This is a genomic window from Serratia sp. MMO-28, from assembly GCF_037199905.1.
GTDB lineage: Bacteria > Pseudomonadota > Gammaproteobacteria > Enterobacterales > Enterobacteriaceae > Chania > Chania oryzae.
Genome location: NZ_JBBCVB010000019.1, coordinates 89,892 through 104,407 on the forward strand (window position 1 = coordinate 89,892; position 14,516 = coordinate 104,407).

Genomic DNA, 14,516 nt, shown 5'->3' on the forward strand with positions numbered 1-14,516 from the left:
TTATCAATAAAAAACACCACAGCAAACCGGGAGCAATAGCCGTACGCCATTGTCTCGTGGTGAGGGAACGGGTATCAGAAACGGATTTCCTCTGCCGGGATCGCGCGAATCGGAATGCCAAAACTTTCAATATTCGACAACGTGGCGTTGTGATGAGCACGGATCTGCAACCCGCTGGCGTGTGGCTTGTCGTGGCTGGTGTGCGCATCCGCCGCCAGCACCACCGGATACCCTAGCCCTGCGGCGCGGCGGGTGGTGGTATCTACGCAAAACTCGGTGGAATAACCGCAAATCACCAGTTGCGTAACGCCGTTGGCAATCAGCAGTTTGCCCAGATGGGTGCGCAAGAATGAATCCGGCGTGGTTTTTTCTATTCGGTGATCGCTGGCTTTCACCTGCAAATCGGGGTGAATCTGCCAGGCATCGCTGCCGTGAGGCAGTTCGCTGTGCGCGGTCTGGTGCTGTATAAAAATCACCGGCGCTCCGGCCTGCCGGGCACGTTCACTCAGCTGATTAATGCGCGCAATGACCGCATCGGCTTCCGCCGGTGGCGGCACAAACAATCCTTTCTGTACATCGATAATCAACAGCGCTGCCTTCATGACCCTCTCCGTTAATTGAATGCCCGCCTAATAATACGCCAGAACACGATCGGCCAGAAAGGAAAAAGCCACCGGCAGCAATGCGGGTGGCTTATCGGGTGGCAGGTGTTTATACCACCTGCTGGCGCGGGCGGAAAATATGATCAATCCCCTGCTCACGCAGCCTGTTCACCAACTCATGCCCACCGTTCGGCGTGGCCTGCGCTCGCGCACGTTCCGCTGCAAACACCGGGCTGGCCCAGAAAATGTTCACCGGGTCACCATACTGCGGCGGTAACACCAAGCGCTGAGGGCCAGGGTAAAACGAGGAAGAAAGCACATAGCCTTCATAGCCCTGCGGCGCCACTTCAGACGCCAGCGTGTGCCCTTCACCGAACCAGGTGATATTCGCCCAGGGCACGTGTGCAAAACCGGCCAACGCGCTGGCCATTTGAATCGCGTTCTCTTCATTCACAAATTGCCCGTCGATGGCAATCGCCATTTCCATGCGGCGATGCAGCGAAGCATCATCATTAAACAGAATCTCCACCCACGGCATTGGCCGGATGCTGACCCCGATGGTCAGAAAATAGTAAATACCGTCGCGCTCATGCTGGGTGATTGCCATCGGCGGCCATCGGCCCTGATCGATGGCGTAATACTGCACCACAGGGCCGAAATGCTGTGCATAAAGGGCCTGATATGCGCTTTGCATGGCTGGCCACGGATTGCCCTCCTCGCGCTGCCAACTGCGCCAGAACTGCCGGGTCTTTTCCGCCAACGCATACTGGGTGTTGGTTGAAGCGCAACCCAACGGGTAAACCAGCGCGCTCTCTTTGATACAACTGGCGGAATAGCACACTGAGTGATCGATATACAGACTCCAACCGGGGATCACCGCCAGCAATTGGCCGTGGTACCACAGCGCGGCACCGTCATCGCTTTCTGTCCAGATCACCGTCAGCCCTTCGGCCTCAAGCGGTGCTTCCCCCGCCAGATTACGGCAATACTCCGCGGCCAGCATCGGTGGCTGCCCGGCCTCGATGGCTTCGCGATCCTCCTGCTGCGGTGCAGTGCCCAGATTACGCAGCCAGCAGGCCCGAACCTGAAAACGCTCACTCTGTTCTTCCGTAGGGTAGATATAAAAATAGGCGGCACGACTGTCTTGCTGAACCACTGCGACCAGCGTCTGGTTCTCATTACTCACTTCAGCAAGTAGGGTTGACTCGTTCATATCACCTCGGTCAGGTTAGGGTGCAGAATAATGCTGCGCACTATACCCAAGTATAGCGCTATGGCACAGATTCTGCTGGGATTCCCAGAACCTGCAGTTCGCGTTAAGCGGCAGTTTTTGCCATCCGCCGCATCGCCCGCTGGCTGGCACCATTGCGCACCGCGGCGCGTAACACCCGCCCGACGCCGCTTACGCCAACCCGCACCAGCCGCCGCCGAATAAGGCCAGGATTAAACCCCAACTGCTGCTGCGCCCAGTCAGGCAGAAGATCGATACCCGCTTGCATCACCAAGGCACCAAACGGCCGCGCCAAGGCGCTGGGGGCCGGGGCTGCCAACAGAATACGCGCCACCTCCTGGGTACGTTCATCGCACAGCAGCTGTGGGCGCATCCATTGCAGATAATCGGCCACTGCTGCACATGAGGTGGGCACATCTCTTGCTCCCAGGGCTTCGGCAACGCGGGCCGCTTCGCGGTAATAGCTATCCTGCTGAGCAGGAGAAAGATCAGGGTTGCGGTAACGCAGGTGTGAGGCCAGAAAACGGCTGCTTTCAGCCACATGCACCCAGGTCAGCAAAGCCGGATCGCTGGCAGCATAAGGCTCCCCCTGGCTACTCATTCCCGTCACCTGCAGGTGGATGGCTTTGACTTTCGCGATCAGCCGTTCGGCCTCCGCCGTGGGGCCGAAGGTAGTGACAGAAATAAACTGACTGGTCCGGCGCAGGCGGCCCAGCATGTCCTCACGGAAATTGGAGTGATCCCAAACCCCGGCGAGCGCCAGCGGATGCAGCATCTGTAGCAACAACGCGCTGACGCCACCGCACAGCATCGAGGTGAAATCGCCGTGAACCTGCCAGATCATCGACCGTGGGCCAAACAGCCCCGGATCGCCGGGCGGGTTCTCAAAGTCGATCCCACCCAGCGCCAGCCCGGTCAGGCTAAGCACCTGTTTTTCGATTGCTGTACGCAGCACGTCCATCCCGTCTCCCTTCTCTGTTCAGCTCACCCAGCCCAATACGCGGAACCACAGGTAATCCAGCGGCACCAGCAGCCCAAAGGTCAGCACGGCCAACAGCAGGCACAGTTTCAGCCCTTCGCGCGGCGGGACTTTACCCATGCCCATCGCCACCACGATCGGCGATGCCTGATACGGCAGCAGCGGCGTGGAGTAGCCGATCACCTGCGTCATCAGCACCGTCATCAACGGCAGGCCACTGCCATCCGCCAACACCGGTGCCAACGGGGTGAACAAGGCAGGTACGCCATTAGCCGTAACGACAAAGTTCAACAGCGTGGTGATGCCAATCAGTGAGGTAAAAGCGACAAATGGCCGATCCGCCTGTTGCGGCATCACATGCAACAGCGCATCACCCAACCAGCCTCCCAGCCCGGAATGGCTCACCAGCGCCGTCAGGCCAAGAATACCCGCCACATAAATACAGGTACGAACGTTGACCCCGGCGGCAAATTGCTCCCCGGTAAGAAAACCGATACGCGGTAGCAAACATATACAGGCGGCAGCCAGGCCCACCCAGGCTGGGGCAATGCCATGCCAGCGATCGGTGAGCCACAGCAGCACCGTAGCCAACAGCAACAGAATCAGGCGCCATTCCGCCGCGCTGAGCGCCGCCTGTGCCGGCATTTTCTCGATTTTCTGCGGGGTGGCACGGAATAACCCGCAGATACACAGCGTGAGCAACAGCCCCTTGGCAATGCCAAGAATTGGCGCGTGCAGCACCAGGTAGGCAAGATAGGTGAAGTGAATACCGAATGCGCTTTCCGCCGCCCCGCTCATCACCAGATTGGGCACGTTAGCAGGGAGAATACTGGCAGACAGCTGGAAAGTGCCAAACCCCACCGCCAGCGCCAAACCAAAACGGCCACGCGAACCTTCGGCCAGCCCGGCGCGTTCCGCCAGCGCCATGACGATCGGCATCAGCAGGGTAATGCGCCCCATATTCGATGGCATGACAAACGCCAGTGCGTAGCTGATCGCCACCACGCCCCCCACCAGGCGCCCCCAGGAACTGGCCAGATAAGGCAGAATACGGTTGGCAAGCCGATCGGCCAACCCGGTGGTGCGAATAGCCGTCCCCAAAATAAACCCGCTCAATACCAGCCAAAATGCCGACGAGGCAAAGCCGGAAAACACCACGGCGGCCGGTGCCAGTTGCAATAGCATCACAGCGGCAAAAAACAGCAGGGCCACCAGATATTCCGGCAGGCGAGACGTCGCCCACAGCGCGATCACCACCAGGGTGATTAACGCAGAAATCCCCATCGGGTGCCACATCATGCCTGTTACTCCCTGTTTGGTGTTGTTCTTTTGTTATCAAGAGGTTGTATCTTCACACAAGGGTGAAGGCGGTTTGGTGAAATCGCTCACAATTCAACACGCTGCATTGATGCAGCGCAAAGTGGTTTGTAAAGAGGCCACACACCGGGAAATAGGCCCAAGATAATTCGAGTTGCTTGTAGGCGGTGAATGCGTAAAGCCTACAAGCAACTTGAAGTATGAAGGGTATATCGATTAAGCCCTCTGCGTTATCAGAAAAGGTTTCTTTTACCAGATAAAAACACTGCACAAATCCTATCTTGACAACGCTCTACTTTTAATGACAACGTAGCGAACGTTGGAAAATTCCCATTCAGGTGAAAGAACGTAACTTTGGTGCAAAAATAGTAATCAACAGTGCGAAGAAATAGCAAAGTTCAATCAAAAGACTAATGGCACCTAATATTCTGAGCACATCGCTACCCAATACCGAGAAGGTTTAGTGACGGTGATGACATAAATAATAGATACATCTTATCATAACCATAGGGTTTAATTATGAATGCTAGGTTGACGTTAAGTTCCTTTTTACTCCTCTGCTTCAGCTGCTTTGTTTGTGGCCACTTAAATGCTGCCAGCACGGGCACATTGACGGTGAAGTTTGGCCAAACAACGGAGGACTCATTTAAGGCAACGCACCCCAACGCCGTCAAAGTCGGTTTTAATAACGAGCTGAAAGGTAACATCTATCAGGAAAAACCTAACAGCCACAAAGATGTGCGAAGAGACATTGTGTTTGAAGGTCTCGAAGATGTTTTTGTCTTGTTTGACCAAAATAAGAATTTAATCGCGTTACAACTGCAGTTTAAAAGCGATTACTTTGGTATTATCGCCCCAAGCCTAGATAAAAAATACACCATGGTCACCAAGAAACAGTCCATTTCCGGCAGTAACTACCTGGAACTGTACAACGACGGAGTTTCAATTTATTTAAGCAAGCCAGCTTTCTTTTCAGATACCGCTCTATTCTTTATAAAGATCGATGAAAAAGAGAAACTTTTAAAAAGCATCCCGAATAGCATGCTTGAAAATGAGATTAACATTCTGAATTACCTCGTGAAGAAATGTTTTTCTCCGCAATAACGTGATTAAGCAGGCTAACTCGCCGACTTGGCAGCGCTGCGGTCACCACCTGCTTGTTTCCCTTTTGCCCAAAGTAGCCCATGCTAGGCTGTGCTTACTTTATTTTCCGGCTAACTGGGATGCTGGCTCATGACGAAAAAAACTACGCTGCTGCAATTCTTCCATTGGTATTACCCTGGCGATGGCAAATTGTGGCCAGAGGCCGCCGAGCGGGCACCCGCACTGGCCGAGTTGGGGATCACGGATCTCTGGTTGCCACCGGCTTATAAAGGCGCTGCCGGTGGTTACTCGGTGGGCTACGACAGCTACGATCTGTTCGACTTGGGTGAATTTGATCAGAAAGGCACCCGCGCTACCAAATACGGTGATAAAGAAGCGCTGTTGCAGGCCACCGCCCAACTGCGTGACCACGGCATACGGGTGATTCACGACGTTGTGTTCAACCACAAAATCGGCGCCGATGAAAAAGAGCGGGTGCATGTTTATAAGGCGGATGCCGATAACCGCAACGCTATCGCCGATCAAGGCATTGATGCTCTGGCCTATACCCGCTTCACCTTCCCTGGGCGAGGAGGGAGCCATTCCCAATTTATCTGGGATTACAAGTGCTTCAGCGGCATCGATTACATCGAAGAACCGCAAGAGACAGGCATCTTCAAGATCGCCAACGACTACGGTGATAGCGGCTGGAACGATCAGGTTGATGACGAGAAAGGCAATTTTGATTACCTGATGGGCGCCAACGTCGAGCTGCGCAACCCCGCTGTCGTCGAAGAACTGAAATACTGGGCGCGCTGGCTGATGGCAACCCTGCCCTGTGACGGCTTCCGCCTGGACGCCGCCAAACATATCCCAGCCTGGTTCTTTAAAGAGTGGGTCGACCATGTGCGCAGCGTAGCACAGCACGATCTGCTGATCGTGGCAGAATATTGGTCGCACGATCTGGCGGCACTGCAACAGTATTTGCAGCTGATAGAGGGTAAAGTCATGCTGTTCGACGCGGTGCTGCACCTGAAATTCCACCAGGCCTCGAAGCAAAGCGATCAATTCGACATGAGGCAGATCTTCACGGATACGCTGATCGCCGCCGATCCGGCCCATGCGGTGACCATGGTCGCCAATCACGATACTCAGCCGTTGCAGGCGCTGGAAGCACCGGTCGAATCCTGGTTCAAACCGCTGGCTTATGCGCTGATCCTGCTGCGTGAACAGGGCGTTCCCTGCGTGTTTTACCCTGATTTATATGGGGCCAGCTATAGCGATAAGGGTAAAGACGGCGGCGATTATCACATCAAGATCCCCGTTATTGCTGAATTGGAGAAGCTGATACAGGCGCGCCAGCGCTTCGCCAACGGCGTGCAAACCGACTATTTTGACGACAGAAACTGCGTCGCCTTCAGCCGCAGCGGCACCGCCGAAGCCCCGGGTTGCGTGGTGGTACTGACTAACGGGGAAGCAAGCAGCAAAACCATTACCTTGGGCAAAAATTTTGCGCAAAAAACCTGGCGCGACTTCCTAGGCAACCGCCAGGACGATATCATAACCGACGCACAGGGCAGCGCCGCCTTTCCGGTCAACGGTGGCAGCGTCAGCGTGTGGGTACTGGCAGAATTGCTGTAAGTCACCGCCGGTGCGGCTGTATGCATACCGGTGGTAAACTAAATTTTGCCTTTCTGGTCTAAATTACGGTATCAACGCAAGCAAACCATTCACACCAGAGCCTAAATAGGGTACAAGGCTGCATGAAAATTCCAAAACGACTCCAGCCATTGGTAGATGATGGTTTAATCGACGACGTCATCCGCCGTTTGAAAAGTGGCAAAGAAGCCGACGTGTTTATCGTGCGTTGCGGTGAAGAGATCCGCTGCGCCAAAGTGTATAAAGAAGCCGAAAAGCGTAACTTCAAGCAGGCCGTTCACTACCAGGAAGGCCGCAAGGTACGCAACAGCCGCGATGCGCGCGCCATGAGCAAAGGCTCAAAATTTGGCCGTCAGCAGCAGGAGGAAGCCTGGCAGAACACCGAAGTGGATGCCCTGTACCTGCTGGCTAAAGCAGGCGTGCGTGTGCCGCAACCGGATATCTGTCTGGACGGCGTGCTGCTGATGGAGCTGATCACCGACGACGAGGGCCTGGTAGCTCCGCGTCTGAGCGATGTAACCTTAACGCCGGAACAGGCGCTCAACGATCACGCGCTGATGATGAACTATGCGGTGCGCATGCTGTGTGCGGGCCTGGTGCATGGCGATCTGTCAGAATTCAACGTGTTGATGGATAAAGACGGGCCGGTGATTATCGATCTGCCTCAGGTGGTCGACGCGGCGGCCAACAACCACGCCAAAAGCATGTTCGAGCGCGATATCAACAACATGACCCAGTATTACGGCCAATATGCGCCGGAACTGTTGGGCACGAAATACGCCAAAGAGATTTGGGCGCTGTATCAGGAAGGTAACCTGACACCGGAAAGCGTGCTGACCGGTCAGTTTACCGAAAGCAACAAGCGCGCCGATGTCGGCTCGGTCTTGGACGAAATTCAGGCAGCCAGCGATGAACATCAACGCCAGTTGCTGGCGCGCAACGAAGAGTAACTCACTCCGCCGGGGCCAGAGGCAAGGTTACAGCCAGCGCCGAACCCGGCGGCAGAACGCCGTATAATCAGCCCCGAAGCGGGCGCTGAGAAACCGTTCCTCACGCGGGATCTGCACTTTTTGCAGATAGGCAAAAAACAGTAGCCACCAAGGCCACACGCCGATGCCCTCCAACAGTAGAGCCCAGGCGGCCAGCAGCAGTAACTGCCCTAGATACAGCGGATTGCGGCTGAAGCGGAAGATACCGTCAACCAGCAGCACGTTCACCTGCTGCGTGTTTTGCGGATGAAGCGTGGTGCCGGCACGGAAAAAATGCAGGCAGGCGCTGAGCGTAATGGCCAAAGAAAGCACCAGCAGCGTGGCTGCCCCCAGCAGCACAGGAAAATACCCCTGCCAGCGTTCAGCGGAGAGGTAACGCGTGCCCAGCATGCCCGCAGCGCAGGCTACCAGCACCACCGGCGGCAAGGTCAGCCAGTGAATCCATTTTTTCATTTTGTCACATTCCCTATATCCAGTGAATTTCAAAGAGGCTTGCAGAATACGCCTCAAAGATTAACACGGCCATTCCCTTGCCTCGGCACTTTACGCTATAACAGTGCACCTATCTCCAGCAGCCAAGGGACACAGAATGGCCGATAACTCTCCGCAGTTCTGGCGCGACAAACGCCTGCCGTTTGTTGAAGCACGCGCCATCGCCGATGGCCGCAAGCTCTGTTATTCACTGCATAGCCACGAGTTTTTCTCTATCGGGGCCATTACTGCAGGCACCAGTAGTTATATCCATGGCGAACAGCGCCTGGAAGTAAAAGCCGGTGATGTGGTGATCATCAACCCACAGCAGGCGCATGGCTGTAACCCGATTGGCGATCGGCCCTGGGCCTATATCATGTTTTATATCGACACCGGTTGGCTAGCCCGTTTACAACAGGAGCCTACGCACGATCAACAGGGCTTTACCCCATTTACGGCCTGCCTCAGCCATGACCCGATCTTATTCGCTGGCCTGAACCGCCTCTATGCCCTGTTGCTCGATCCGTTGCGCAGCCATTTGGAAAAACAGATCGCGCTCGTGGATTACTTCAGCGAACTGCCGTTACGCCTGGGAACAACGCCCACCCTGCCCATCGATATCAACCCCAAGTTGGCAACGGCCGCCGCCATTGCACGCAATCGCTGACGCTGGAGGCGATCTGTCAGGCCTCGGGCTTATCACCTTCTTACCTGATCCGCGCATTCAAGAAGCGTTATGGCATGACGCCGCACGCCTATTTGGTCAACCAGCGCATTCAATACGGCCACCGGCTGCTGAAACGCGGCTTCCCGATCGCCGCCGCCGCCAGCGAGAGTGGCTTCGCCGATCAGGCACACTTTCAGCGCACCTTTAAACAGCTGCTGGCGGCAACGCCCGGCCAATATCAGACCCCTTCAACCACTAAATAGCAGGCGCTGGCTGCTAATAACAGCGCCATGAAACGGTTGAAACGCTGCACATTGCGCACACTCTGCAACAGGCCACGGAGCATCGCACCGGCATAGGCCCAGCAGGCTACCGAAACGTAGCAGATGACGAAGTAGATCGCCGCAAACTGCCACAGCAACTGCATCTCACCGTCTCCGACAAACGCGCCCATGCTGGCCATCGAAGCCAGCCAGGCCTTCGGGTTCAGCCATTGCAACCAAGCGCCATACCAGTATGAGGGTTCTTTTTGCCGTTCGCCCTGCCCCAATTGCCCGTCGTCAGCCGCAAGCTGATAGGCCATATACAGCAGAAAACCCACGCCAGCCCAGAGGATCGCCTGCGTCAGCCCCGGCCACAGCGCCAATAGCTCATGCAAACCGAGGCCGATCAACACCAGCAGCAACGTGAAGCCCAACGTCGCCCCGGTCACGTGGCGCAGGCTGGCGTTAAAACCAAACTGCGCCCCGCTGCTCAGCGCCACAATGTTCACCGGGCCAGGGGTAATGGAGGACGCCAGAGCAAAGGCGGCCATAGAAAGATAAAGCGTCATATTCAGCACCTGTAAAAAATCCACAGGTGCCAGCGTGCCGCTTCGCGGTGAGAGAGTATTGAACGAAATTGCCCTGCCGCCGATTATTTTCTGGCGGCGATTCCCCAGCGCGGCAGGCCACAACGAGTGAATTTTAAACGGTCGGCTCCTACGCTACTCCTCCACCAGGTCATAATAGCGGCGGTTGAAATACACCAATCCACGTGGACATTCACCGACCCGCACCGCCTGCACCCGGCAATAAAAGACCGTGTGGCTGCCGACCTCATGGAACTCATTAATCTCACAGTCAAAATTAGCTACCGCCGAACCCAGCACTGGCGCACCGGTGGCCAAGACTTGCCAACTGTCGTGGATAAACCGCTGCTCCGAACGCAGGGCAGCATTGGCAAACACCCCCGACAGCTCACGGTGGTGGCTGGACAGTACGTTCACGCACAGCTTACCGTTCTGTTTAAAATGCAGATTGGCAAACGAGTTACGGTTCATGCACACCAGCAAGGTTGGTGGCTGGTCGGTCACGCTACAGACCGCCGAAGCCGTGAAGCCATATTTTCCCGCCGGGCCATCGGTGGTGATGACCGAGACGGCGCTCCCCAGTTGCGCCATGGCATTACGAAATTCAGTTTGCAGCATCATCATGTCCCCCTATAAATCGAGTACCAGGTGCGGGCCTTTCGCCCGTGAGCAACAGGGTAAGATCAGCGTGTTAGCCGCCTTCTCTTCATCGGTCAGATAACTGTCGCGGTGATCCGGTTCCCCGGCCAGCACGTCGGTCAGGCAACTGCCGCAAACCCCCTGTCTGCAGGACACGCCGATTTTCAGGCCGGCCAGTGCCAGCGCTTCGACAATGCTCTGATTCTGCTCAACCTGCACACGCAGGCCGCTGCTGGCAATCGTCACCGCAAAAGCCGTGCCCTGCGTTACCACCTCGGCACCAAAACACTCCTGATGGATCTGTTCGCGGCGATAGCCCAAGGCGCTGGCCTGCTCGCTGACCGCCGCCATCAAGCGGGCCGGGCCACAGACATAAACATGGGTATTCTCTGGCACCTCCGCCAATACCGGGGCCAACATCAGGCGCTGCTCATCACTGAAATACATCTGCACCCGGTTGGCATAGGGCGAAGCTTCCAGGGCTTCGGCAAATGCCGCCTGCTGACGAGTGCGGGCACAATAATGCAGGCTAAAAGAGCGGCCAGACGCCTGTAACACCGCCGCCATCGCCAGCAACGGCGTAATGCCAACGCCGCCACCGATCAGCAGGCTGTGCCCGGCGGTAGGATCCAGCGCAAACAGGTTGCGCGGTTCCCCCACCCACACCTCATCCCCCGGCTGTAGCGCATGGGCCGCCAGCGAACCGCCCTGCGACTGCGGTGCTTTCAGGATCCCCAACTGATAGCGATCGCGATCGGCAGGGTCGCCACACAGGGAATAGGGGCGCACCAGATCGTTGCCCAAATGCAGATCGAGGTGCGCTCCGGCACTAAAAGGGGGCAGTTCGCCGCCCTCTGGCCGCTTCAGCGTCAGCAGCGCCACGTCCCCCTGCAATTGCCGGGCAACAACGCGTAATTGCAACATATCGACTCCTTACGCCTCAGCGCATCAACAGGCCACCGTTGATATCCCAGGTAGCACCGGTGACAGATGCCGCCTGCGGCGACGCCAACAGCACCACCGCCTGCGCCACAAACGCCGCATCGCCCAACTTGCCGACCGGGATCTGCTGTAACAGCCCCGCCAGCTTGTCTTCTGGCACCAACGCATGCACCGAGGGTAAATCCAGCGGCCCCGGGGCAATGGCGTTGACGGTAACCCCGGATTTGCTCAGCTCACGGGCAAACACTTTGGTCAGGGTCAGGATGCCGCCCTTAGAGGCGGCATAGTGTGCTCCAGAAGCCGTGCCGCCATTCTGCCCTGCCAGCGAAGCCAGGTTGATCATGCGGCCATAGCCACGCGTGGCGAAGTAGCGCCCCACCGTCTGACAGCTGACAAAGGTGCCGCGCAGGTTGGTAGCGATCACCCGGTCAAACTCGTCGGGTTCGATCTCCATCAGCGGCGTGGCCAAGGTCAACGCCGCGTTGTTGACCAACACTTCCAGGCTGCCAAAACGCGCTACCGCTGCCGCCAGCACGCGTTCAACATCTGGCCGCTGGCGGATATCCAGCCCCAGCGCCAACACGCGCTCTTCGCCGTTATCCAGTTGCCGTGCCGCCTGCTGTGCCCGTTGGGCATCCACATCGGTCAGCACCAGTTGATAGCCCTGCTGTAATAACCGGCTGGCAATGATCTGGCCCAAGCCGCTGGCGGCACCGGTCACTAATGCTGTTTGTGTCATACTCACTCCTTACAGGATGTAGCCAATGCTGTGCAGCGCGTCGTCGCTGTTAATCAGGCGGATCACCTTTTGCTGGAGCAACCATTGCTGGCCCTGCCGCTCCAACCGGTAAGTGATATCGGCGGCATAGTGGCGGCTGTTGCCTTTACGGTGTTCCCACAGCGACTGGGCACAGCGCACCACCATCTGCCGATCGTCGGCTGCCAGCAGACGAAAACGCGAGAGCGTTCGCAACGTGCGCGCGCGCGGCGTGGTGGAGATCGACTCGCCGCTATAGAGGCGCTGCACCCGTTTGACGCGCATCGGGTGATCGTCATAGGCGTAGTTCAGGCTGTTTTTAAAATCGGTTTCCTGCGGGTCGATCGGGATCACATACAGCCCCTCCGGCTGCCACAGCGTCAGCCAGGCATCGAAATCACCTTGGTCGAGCAGATCGCCTTCCAGGTTGATCAGCGCGATAGCGTCAAACAGCACGGCGTTAGAGGTTGGCATCGGGGTTCTCCGTCATCAGTTTTTTCCACATCTGGTAGGCAGCACGCATACCGGTTTCTGCGCTGACATCGCTGCGCAAACCGTCGGCTGTCGCTTTTTCCCCGGCCAGCCCGCGATTGAGCATGATCCACAGGTCGTCCCCGGCGCTGGCACCGCGCTGCACGCGTTCCCAGGCCTCTGAGTCATCCGGCGTGCCAAAGCCCATCGGCCCCTGGAAATGTTCGTGCATCCGCAGGCGAGCCTGGTTGGCAATCTCCGGCCCGCCGTCCATGGTGATCACCGCATGGTGGATCTCGGTTTCATTGACCGATAACGGCTGCAACACCCGGAAAAACGCCATTGAGCAGGCAATATTGGGGAAGATATTCAGGTTGAACCCGGAACCGCCAACCGCCCGGACGATGCGCCGTACCTGCTGTTCGTCATGATCCTGGCGCAGCGCCTGCGCCAGTTCGACAAAGCGCTCGGGGATCGGTGCGTCGAGGTTGGCCTCAAGATCGACCAGCTCTGGGATCATCACCATCACGCTGTGGCCATTGCCCAGATCTTCGACATAGCCGCTGCCGCCGACAAAGTTCAGCATCTCTTCGGTCTGTCTATTCACCGAGCTCAAGAAGGAGCGATGCACCACCGGGAAATGGTAGCCATCGGTGGTATTCTCCAGTTGGATTTTCCAGTTGCCAGGGAAGCGGAAACGGTGCGCCGGGCCGGTTTTAACCGGGTAACCAGCCCCCTGCTTCATAAACAGATCGATCCACTTTTTGGCCGCCCCCAGATAGTCATCCAGCGGTTCGATATGCGCATTGAAGGTGGCAAAAACCATGCCGCCGTACTGTTCGGTGCGCAGCCGCACCAGCCCCAGTTCACCTTTATCCAACTGGTCTGCATAACTTTCAGGGTGCGGCACGCCGCGCAGGCTGCCGTCCAAGGCATAACCCCAACCGTGATACGGGCAGACAAAGCTATTGGTTTTGCCGCTGCGGTGTTCGCATACCGTGGCAGCCCGGTGGCGGCAGCGGTTGAGCAACGTATGGATCTCGCCCTTGCGATCGCGCACCACAATCACCGGCTGGGTGCCTATTTCGCTGGTTTTGAAGCTGCCGCTTTCCGGCACTTCGCTGACGTGGGCCACCCACACCCAGGTTTTGCTGAAGATCCTGTCCAGTTCCAGCTCAAACAGTTCAGCCGAGGTATACAGCGAGGTATGCACCCGATCGGCCTTCACCAACGCCGCGATCTCTGCGTTGTTGAGCGCCGGGCGGGAAGTTGCCTCGAGATTTTTCACCGGGATGGTGTTATCGCAATTCATGCTTATTCTCCTGCACGCTCTCTAAGAGCGCTGTTTCAGCGGGTAGCGGCAGTGGTGCCGTACTGCTCCAGTGGCTCACTGGCCGGCCAAACAGACGGCGGGTAGTGAAATGCGCCATCTGCATGGCATCTCCCTGGCGGACAAACCAGGCAACAATCTCTGCCGCGCTCAGGTGAGCGCCCCCCGCACTGAACGCCGAGGTTTGTAGCATCAGCCAACGGCCACGCAGCCGCCCTGGCTGTTCATGAACGATCGCTTCAGAACAGAGGAAGTGCGCATTCATGGCAAAGTGCGCGGGCTGGTGCACATAGCGCTGCATCATCATGACAATGGCCGCGCGCCCCTGGTGCACACCCAGCAGGCTGGCGTAAGGCTCGCCAATGCCTTTCCAGCACGCGTCCTCGGTAAAGAGTTCCCCAATGGCCTGCGCGTTTGCCGGGCTGTCGAGATCGTCACACAGGCGCATGTAGTCACTGATGCATACCCGCACCGTCTGTTGATCTTCCAACTGCTGTAAACGCTGAGCATCCGCTAAGTTCATTGCCAG

17 protein-coding genes are annotated in these 14,516 nt (G+C 57.1%); 5 read left to right on the plus strand and 12 right to left on the minus strand.

Annotation, left to right across the window (positions count from 1 at the left end; all coding sequences use genetic code 11):
- Nucleotides 1–74: 74 nt before the first annotated feature.
- The 4 genes from WG891_RS17235 to WG891_RS17250 form a co-directional block, all read right to left on the minus strand.
- On the minus strand, nucleotides 75–602 hold the full coding sequence (locus tag WG891_RS17235) for a cysteine hydrolase family protein (protein ID WP_076941238.1): 528 nt from the start codon (nucleotides 600–602) through the stop codon (nucleotides 75–77).
- Nucleotides 603–711: 109 nt separating this feature from the next.
- Entirely contained in the window at nucleotides 712–1,815 is a 1,104-nt protein-coding gene (locus WG891_RS17240; protein ID WP_076941059.1) for a suppressor of fused domain protein, read from the minus strand.
- Between the two features lie 103 nt (nucleotides 1,816–1,918).
- A complete protein-coding gene (locus WG891_RS17245; RefSeq protein WP_337263838.1) occupies nucleotides 1,919–2,794 on the minus strand; it encodes an oxygenase MpaB family protein in 876 nt (291 codons plus the stop codon).
- An 18-nt stretch (nucleotides 2,795–2,812) separates the two neighbouring features.
- Entirely contained in the window at nucleotides 2,813–4,111 is a 1,299-nt protein-coding gene (locus WG891_RS17250; RefSeq protein WP_337263837.1) for an SLC13 family permease, read from the minus strand.
- Between the two features lie 537 nt (nucleotides 4,112–4,648).
- Here WG891_RS17250 and WG891_RS17255 point away from each other — a divergent pair.
- From WG891_RS17255 to WG891_RS17265, 3 genes are all read left to right on the plus strand, one after another.
- Nucleotides 4,649–5,233: a hypothetical protein gene (locus WG891_RS17255; RefSeq protein WP_337263836.1), complete on the plus strand. Its 585-nt coding sequence runs from the start codon at nucleotides 4,649–4,651 to the stop codon at nucleotides 5,231–5,233.
- 129 nt (nucleotides 5,234–5,362) lie between these two features.
- Nucleotides 5,363–6,853 carry an alpha-amylase gene (gene amyA / locus WG891_RS17260; RefSeq protein WP_337263835.1) on the plus strand — a complete coding sequence of 497 codons (1,491 nt, stop codon included), beginning with the start codon at nucleotides 5,363–5,365 and terminating at the stop codon, nucleotides 6,851–6,853.
- A gap of 122 nt (nucleotides 6,854–6,975) precedes the next feature.
- Nucleotides 6,976–7,821: a PA4780 family RIO1-like protein kinase gene (locus WG891_RS17265; protein WP_076941049.1), complete on the plus strand. Its 846-nt coding sequence runs from the start codon at nucleotides 6,976–6,978 to the stop codon at nucleotides 7,819–7,821.
- A 27-nt stretch (nucleotides 7,822–7,848) separates the two neighbouring features.
- Here the strand turns inward: WG891_RS17265 and WG891_RS17270 are convergent, their stop codons facing one another.
- Complete coding sequence (locus WG891_RS17270) at nucleotides 7,849–8,313, minus strand: methyltransferase family protein (protein ID WP_197091807.1); 465 nt, start codon at nucleotides 8,311–8,313, stop codon at nucleotides 7,849–7,851.
- A 136-nt stretch (nucleotides 8,314–8,449) separates the two neighbouring features.
- On the opposite strand from WG891_RS17270, the gene WG891_RS17275 reads away from it, so the two are divergent.
- A complete protein-coding gene (locus WG891_RS17275) occupies nucleotides 8,450–8,998 on the plus strand; it encodes an AraC family ligand binding domain-containing protein (RefSeq protein WP_337263834.1) in 549 nt (182 codons plus the stop codon).
- A gap of 11 nt (nucleotides 8,999–9,009) precedes the next feature.
- Nucleotides 9,010–9,261, plus strand: a complete 252-nt coding sequence (locus WG891_RS17280) for a helix-turn-helix transcriptional regulator (protein WP_337274587.1) — start codon at nucleotides 9,010–9,012, stop codon at nucleotides 9,259–9,261.
- Here the strand turns inward: WG891_RS17280 and WG891_RS17285 are convergent.
- The 7 genes from WG891_RS17285 to WG891_RS17315 all read right to left on the minus strand — a co-directional run bounded on the left by WG891_RS17285 (nucleotide 9,237) and on the right by WG891_RS17315 (nucleotide 14,510).
- Nucleotides 9,237–9,830, minus strand: a complete 594-nt coding sequence (locus WG891_RS17285; RefSeq protein ID WP_337263833.1) for a LysE family translocator — start codon at nucleotides 9,828–9,830, stop codon at nucleotides 9,237–9,239. The genes WG891_RS17280 and WG891_RS17285 overlap by 25 nt on opposite strands.
- A 153-nt stretch (nucleotides 9,831–9,983) precedes the next feature.
- On the minus strand, nucleotides 9,984–10,469 hold the full coding sequence (locus WG891_RS17290; protein WP_337263832.1) for a flavin reductase: 486 nt from the start codon (nucleotides 10,467–10,469) through the stop codon (nucleotides 9,984–9,986).
- Between the two features lie 9 nt (nucleotides 10,470–10,478).
- Nucleotides 10,479–11,411 (minus strand): PDR/VanB family oxidoreductase, encoded by a 933-nt coding sequence (locus WG891_RS17295; RefSeq protein WP_337263831.1) that lies wholly within the window; start codon nucleotides 11,409–11,411, stop codon nucleotides 10,479–10,481.
- Between the two features lie 16 nt (nucleotides 11,412–11,427).
- A complete protein-coding gene (locus WG891_RS17300) occupies nucleotides 11,428–12,168 on the minus strand; it encodes an SDR family NAD(P)-dependent oxidoreductase (RefSeq protein WP_337263830.1) in 741 nt (246 codons plus the stop codon).
- A 9-nt stretch (nucleotides 12,169–12,177) separates the two neighbouring features.
- A complete protein-coding gene (locus WG891_RS17305; RefSeq protein WP_337263829.1) occupies nucleotides 12,178–12,660 on the minus strand; it encodes an aromatic-ring-hydroxylating dioxygenase subunit beta in 483 nt (160 codons plus the stop codon).
- The gene (locus WG891_RS17310; protein ID WP_337263828.1) at nucleotides 12,647–13,969 is read right to left on the minus strand and encodes an aromatic ring-hydroxylating oxygenase subunit alpha; all 1,323 of its coding nucleotides are present in this window, start codon (nucleotides 13,967–13,969) and stop codon (nucleotides 12,647–12,649) included. Before WG891_RS17310 ends, WG891_RS17305 begins: the two co-directional genes overlap by 14 nt.
- Complete coding sequence (locus WG891_RS17315) at nucleotides 13,956–14,510, minus strand: nuclear transport factor 2 family protein (RefSeq protein ID WP_337263827.1); 555 nt, start codon at nucleotides 14,508–14,510, stop codon at nucleotides 13,956–13,958. Before WG891_RS17315 ends, WG891_RS17310 begins: the two co-directional genes overlap by 14 nt.
- Between the last annotated feature and the right edge of the window lie 6 nt (nucleotides 14,511–14,516).

What these genes read in the sequence shown, in the direction of transcription:
- WG891_RS17235 (WP_076941238.1), bottom strand. Translation starts at nt 602, where the DNA reads ATGAAGGCAGCGCTGTTGATTATCGATGTACAGAAAGGATTGTTTGTG.
- WG891_RS17240 (WP_076941059.1), bottom strand. Translation starts at nt 1,815, where the DNA reads ATGAACGAGTCAACCCTACTTGCTGAAGTGAGTAATGAGAACCAGACG.
- WG891_RS17245 (WP_337263838.1), bottom strand. Translation starts at nt 2,794, where the DNA reads ATGGACGTGCTGCGTACAGCAATCGAAAAACAGGTGCTTAGCCTGACC.
- WG891_RS17250 (WP_337263837.1), bottom strand. Translation starts at nt 4,111, where the DNA reads ATGATGTGGCACCCGATGGGGATTTCTGCGTTAATCACCCTGGTGGTG.
- WG891_RS17255 (WP_337263836.1), top strand. Translation starts at nt 4,649, where the DNA reads ATGAATGCTAGGTTGACGTTAAGTTCCTTTTTACTCCTCTGCTTCAGC.
- amyA (WP_337263835.1), top strand. Translation starts at nt 5,363, where the DNA reads ATGACGAAAAAAACTACGCTGCTGCAATTCTTCCATTGGTATTACCCT.
- WG891_RS17265 (WP_076941049.1), top strand. Translation starts at nt 6,976, where the DNA reads ATGAAAATTCCAAAACGACTCCAGCCATTGGTAGATGATGGTTTAATC.
- WG891_RS17270 (WP_197091807.1), bottom strand. Translation starts at nt 8,313, where the DNA reads ATGAAAAAATGGATTCACTGGCTGACCTTGCCGCCGGTGGTGCTGGTA.
- WG891_RS17275 (WP_337263834.1), top strand. Translation starts at nt 8,450, where the DNA reads ATGGCCGATAACTCTCCGCAGTTCTGGCGCGACAAACGCCTGCCGTTT.
- WG891_RS17285 (WP_337263833.1), bottom strand. Translation starts at nt 9,830, where the DNA reads ATGACGCTTTATCTTTCTATGGCCGCCTTTGCTCTGGCGTCCTCCATT.
- WG891_RS17290 (WP_337263832.1), bottom strand. Translation starts at nt 10,469, where the DNA reads ATGATGCTGCAAACTGAATTTCGTAATGCCATGGCGCAACTGGGGAGC.
- WG891_RS17295 (WP_337263831.1), bottom strand. Translation starts at nt 11,411, where the DNA reads ATGTTGCAATTACGCGTTGTTGCCCGGCAATTGCAGGGGGACGTGGCG.
- WG891_RS17300 (WP_337263830.1), bottom strand. Translation starts at nt 12,168, where the DNA reads ATGACACAAACAGCATTAGTGACCGGTGCCGCCAGCGGCTTGGGCCAG.
- WG891_RS17305 (WP_337263829.1), bottom strand. Translation starts at nt 12,660, where the DNA reads ATGCCAACCTCTAACGCCGTGCTGTTTGACGCTATCGCGCTGATCAAC.
- WG891_RS17310 (WP_337263828.1), bottom strand. Translation starts at nt 13,969, where the DNA reads ATGAATTGCGATAACACCATCCCGGTGAAAAATCTCGAGGCAACTTCC.
- WG891_RS17315 (WP_337263827.1), bottom strand. Translation starts at nt 14,510, where the DNA reads ATGAACTTAGCGGATGCTCAGCGTTTACAGCAGTTGGAAGATCAACAG.